This is a genomic window from Nocardioides sp. (assembly GCF_034670285.1).
In the GTDB taxonomy this organism is placed as follows: domain Bacteria; phylum Actinomycetota; class Actinomycetes; order Propionibacteriales; family Nocardioidaceae; genus Nocardioides.
This window is the reverse complement of the sequence record NZ_JAXMNS010000349.1, coordinates 1-4,106: the sequence shown is the minus strand read 5'-3', so window position 1 is coordinate 4,106 and position 4,106 is coordinate 1. Positions and strand designations below refer to the sequence as shown.

Annotated in this window: 4 protein-coding genes; 1 reads left to right on the top strand and 3 read right to left on the bottom strand. The window is 71.6% G+C overall.

Annotated elements, in window-relative coordinates:
- From VOI19_RS15555 to VOI19_RS15545, 3 genes are all read right to left on the bottom strand, one after another.
- The coding region (locus VOI19_RS15555) for a fructose PTS transporter subunit IIA (protein WP_323793876.1) at positions 1-843 on the bottom strand (843 nt) is incomplete at its 3' end.
- Positions 840-1,847 carry a 1-phosphofructokinase family hexose kinase gene (locus tag VOI19_RS15550; RefSeq protein ID WP_323793875.1) on the bottom strand — a complete coding sequence of 336 codons (1,008 nt, stop codon included), beginning with the start codon at positions 1,845-1,847 and terminating at the stop codon, positions 840-842. The genes VOI19_RS15555 and VOI19_RS15550, both read right to left, overlap by 4 nt.
- Complete coding sequence (locus VOI19_RS15545; RefSeq protein ID WP_323793874.1) at positions 1,844-2,611, bottom strand: DeoR/GlpR family DNA-binding transcription regulator; 768 nt, start codon at positions 2,609-2,611, stop codon at positions 1,844-1,846. The genes VOI19_RS15550 and VOI19_RS15545 overlap by 4 nt, the downstream gene beginning before the upstream one ends.
- A gap of 85 nt (positions 2,612-2,696) precedes the next feature.
- Here VOI19_RS15545 and VOI19_RS15540 point away from each other — a divergent pair, with 85 nt between their 5' ends.
- The gene (locus VOI19_RS15540) at positions 2,697-4,040 is read left to right on the top strand and encodes a putative PEP-binding protein (RefSeq protein WP_323793873.1); all 1,344 of its coding nucleotides are present in this window, start codon (positions 2,697-2,699) and stop codon (positions 4,038-4,040) included.
- Positions 4,041-4,106 lie beyond the last annotated feature (66 nt).

Here is a 4,106-nt window from a genome sequence, read left to right as displayed (position 1 = left end):
CCTGGGGGCGGACGGGTCGTCGGCGAGTCGCAGCGCCTCGGCGATCATCGCGTCGGCCTCCTCGATGGGGCGCTTGACGCTCGAGGAGACCAGCGGCTTGCCCGCGAAACGGTGCCGGTCGCGCACCCCCACGTCGACGGCGAAGATCACGGCGCCGGCCTGCGAGATGGTCTCGGGCGACAGCGGCGTGGAGCCTGCGGAGCCCTGGGTCTCGACCGCGAGGTCGACGCCGGCCCGCTCGGCAGCCGCCTCCAGCGCCTCGGCGGCCATGTAGGTGTGGGCGATGCCGGTGGGGCAGGCGGTGACAGCCACGAGACTCGGACCGGCCGCAGCGGCGTTGTGCTTGCCGACGGCCGGAGTCGTGCTCGGGTCAGCGGCAGGCGCCGCAGGGGCATCCGCGACGACACCGCCCACGAGGGCGACGACGTCCTCAGCGCTGGCAGCCCCGCGCAGACCGTCGGTGAACTCCTTGCGTACGAGTGCCCGAGCGAGCTTGGTGAGGATCTGGAGGTGCGTGTTGTCGCCACCTTCCGGAGCCGCGATGAGGAACGCGAGATCGGCGGGCCCGTCCTTGGCCCCGAAGTCGACCGGAGGAGACAGCCGGGCGAAGACCAGGGTGGGGACGGCGACCCCCGTCGTGCGGCAGTGCGGGATCGCGATGCCGTCCTTCAGCCCGGTCGGCGACTTCGCCTCGCGGGCGAGGGCGTCCTCGACGATCGCGGCGACGTCCACCGCTCGGTCGGCCGCGCCGACGACATCTGCCAGACGTCGGATGACGTCATGCTTGTCAGTGCCCAGGTCGGCGTCGAGCCGCACGAGGTCGGTGGTGATCAGCTGATTCATTGAGGACTCTGCTTTCCGAGGTGAGACCGAACAGGAAGGTGTTGCACCTGCACGAGGTCGCGCCGGACCTGTGCGGGGTGGGGGATCGTGGTGCCGGGGAGTCCGGCAGCAGCGCTGCCGTAGGCCACCGCCAGGGCCAGGCAGTCGGCCTGGTCGTCGCCGCGCAGGTGGCCGAGGAGATAGCCGAAGAGGCTCGAGTCGCCGGCCCCGACGGTGCTGACGACGTCCGTCGGTGGCGGGGAGGCGTGCCAGGCTCCGGAGCGGTCGACCAGCACCGCACCGTTGCCTCCGAGCGTGACCAGCACCGTCTCGACCCCTTGGTCGACGAGGAAGCGGGCGGCCTCGGCAGCAGCCGCGGGGTCGGCCTCGAGTGCGTCGGCGTCGCCGCCGGTGAAGGACGCGAGCTCGTCGCCGTTGGGCTTCATCACGTGCGGCGCGGCGGTCCCGAGGCGCTCGACCAGCGCACGGAGCGGCTCATCGCTCGTGTCGACCGCGACCCGCGTGCGGTCGCGCAGATCGGCGACCAGGTCGGCGTACCACTCCGCCGGTGCGCCGGGAGGCAAGGACCCGGCGAGCACCATCCAGTCGGCACTGTCGGCAAGGTCGTGAAGCCGTGCCGCAAGGGCCTGCAGGTCGGCGGGGGTCGCGGGAGCTCCTGGGCTGTTGAGCTTGGTGGTGGTGCCGTCGGGCTCGGTCACGGTGAAGTTGACCCGGACCGGGTGGTCGCTGGGAACCAGCCGGTGCGGGATGCCGGCGGCGACGAGCTCGTGGACGAAGGCGTCGTCGGTGGCCGCAGGCAGCACGGCCACCGTGTCCACCCCGGCGGAGATGCAGGCGCGCGAGATGTTGACGCCCTTGCCGCCCGCTTGTGAGCCGACCGTCTCGAGACGGTGCACCGCTCCGCGCTGGAGAGGCCCCCCGAGAGTCAGCGTGCGGTCGGTGCTGGGGTTCGGCGTCAGGGTCACGATGCAACCGGATGAGTCAGGGGAGTCAGGGGCATTCATGCCACCACCACCTCGATGTCGAGCGACTCGAGGTCGCGAACGTCTTCAGGGCTGATGCCGTTGTCGGTGACGAGGCAGTCGACGTCCTCGAGATCGGCGAAGCGCAGAGCCGACTCGGTGCCGACCTTGCTGGAGTCGGCCAGGACGACGACGCGGCGAGCCGAGGCCACCAGCGCCCGCTTGGTCGCGGCCTCGTCGGCGTCCGGTGTGGAGAGACCGTGCGTCGTGCTGAGGGCGTTGGTGCCGAGGAAGACGGTGTCGGCGCGCAGCTGGTGGAGCGCGGCGACGGTGTCGGCCCCGACCGCCGCGTGAGTGGTCGTGCGGACCCGCCCGGGGAGGAGGTGGAGCTCGACGCGGGGATGAGTGGTCAGCTGGACCGCGACGGGTACGGCATGGGTGAAGGCGATCAGGTGACGCTCGTGAGGAATCGCGGCTGCGAAGCGCACGGTCGTGCTGCCGGCGTCGAGCAATATCGTGGAGCCGTCGGGGGGCAGCTGACCCAGGGCGGCGCGCGCGATGGCGTCCTTGAGGTCGGTGTTGGTGGAGGCACGCTCTCCCAGGTCGGACTCGATGCTCGACAGGGCGCCCGCGGGCACAGCGCCGCCGTGCACGCGTCGGATCAGTCCCAGCCTCTCGAGCTGGGAGAGATCGCGGCGTACAGTCTCGGTCGTCACCCCGTACTGCTCGGCCAGTACTGCCACGGAGATCCGGCGGTGATCGGTGACCAGCTGGACCATGGCCTGCTGTCGTTCCTCGGCGTACATGGTGACCCTCCTCACTCTCTTTGTTTCTGTTGTTCTATGCCCGATTCTGTTGATTGTCAAGTGCCTGACGGGTTACGGTGTGACGGTGGACACTTCGACGAACCCGCAGGCCCGTCTCGAGGGCATCGCGCACGATCCGGCCATCACCGTGCTCAGCGGCACGGCCGTGGTGCCCGGCGCCGGTCATGGGCCGGCGCTCCTGGCGCGTGGAGAGGTCTCCCCGGATGCCGTCGCAGCATTCGGCACCGGTGACTTCGCCGACGCCGACGCCGCCCTGGCGGCCTACGACGCGGCAGCGAAGGCCGTGGGAGACGGCTTCACCGCCAAGGCCGAGCGCGCGACGGGCGCCGCTGCCGAGGTGATGACGGCCAGTGCCGGCCTCGCCGCCGACCGCGGTCTGCGGGGTGCGGTCCGCAAGAACTTGAAGGGCAGCGACGACCTGCTCGCGGCCGTGCACGGAGCGGTCGAGCAGTTCGTCGGCGTGTTCACGCAGATGGGCGGGCTGATGGCCGAGCGCGCCACCGACCTGCGGGACATCGAGCGCCGGCTCGTGGCCCATCTGGTCGGCGAGCCCGAGCCGGGTGTCCCCACGCCGACCGAGCCGTGCGTGCTCGTCGCCGAGGACCTCGCCCCGGCCGACACCGCCGGACTCGACCCCGCGCTCGTGCTCGCCCTGGCCACCGAGCGTGGCGGGCCGACCAGCCACACCGCGATCATCGCCCGCCAGCTCGGGATCCCCTGCGTGGTCGGGGTGGAGGGGCTCCTGACGGTTACCGCTGGCACCGCGCTTCTCGTGGACGGGACGACCGGCACCGTCGAGATCGACCCCGACCCCGTGGCCGCCGAGGAGCGGGTCGCGGCGGCGGCGCGGGACCGGGCGGCGCACGAGGCGTGGTCGGGCCCGGGAGTCACGGCTGACGGCAGGGCGGTGAAGATCCTCGCCAATGTCGCCGACGGGGAGTCCGCTGTCGCCGCGAGCTCCGCACCGGTCGAGGGAGTCGGGCTGTTCCGCACCGAGCTGTGCTTCCTCAACCAGACGACCGAGCCCAGCGTGGAGGAGCAGGCCGGCATCTACGAGCGCGTGCTCGGTGCCTTCGGTGACGACCGCTACGTCGTCGTCCGCACGCTCGACGCCGGCTCCGACAAGCCGGTCGCCTTCGCGACCCTGCCGGGCGAGGAGAACCCCGCCCTCGGGGTTCGCGGCCTGCGGCTCTCGTTCGGCAACCCGGGCCTGAGGGATCGTCAGCTGGACGCCGTCGCGGCGGCGGCGAGGACGACGGGCACCGAGACCTGGGTGATGGCGCCGATGGTGGCGACCGTGGCGGAGGCCGCAGACTTCGGCGCCAAGGTGCACCAGCGCGGGCTCAAGGCCGGAGTCATGGTGGAGGTGCCCAGCGCGGCGCTGCTGGCCCACCGGATGCTCGAGTGACGGTAACTTCCGCGCGCGCCGTTACCGAAAAACATGCCATGAACAGCAAGCTGACCAGTCCGGCCA

Bases quoted from the DNA above. Each gene is read 5' to 3' on its own strand.
- VOI19_RS15550 (WP_323793875.1), bottom strand. From the start codon at position 1,847: ATGAATGCCCCTGACTCCCCTGACTCATCCGGTTGCATCGTGACCCTG.
- VOI19_RS15545 (WP_323793874.1), bottom strand. From the start codon at position 2,611: ATGTACGCCGAGGAACGACAGCAGGCCATGGTCCAGCTGGTCACCGAT.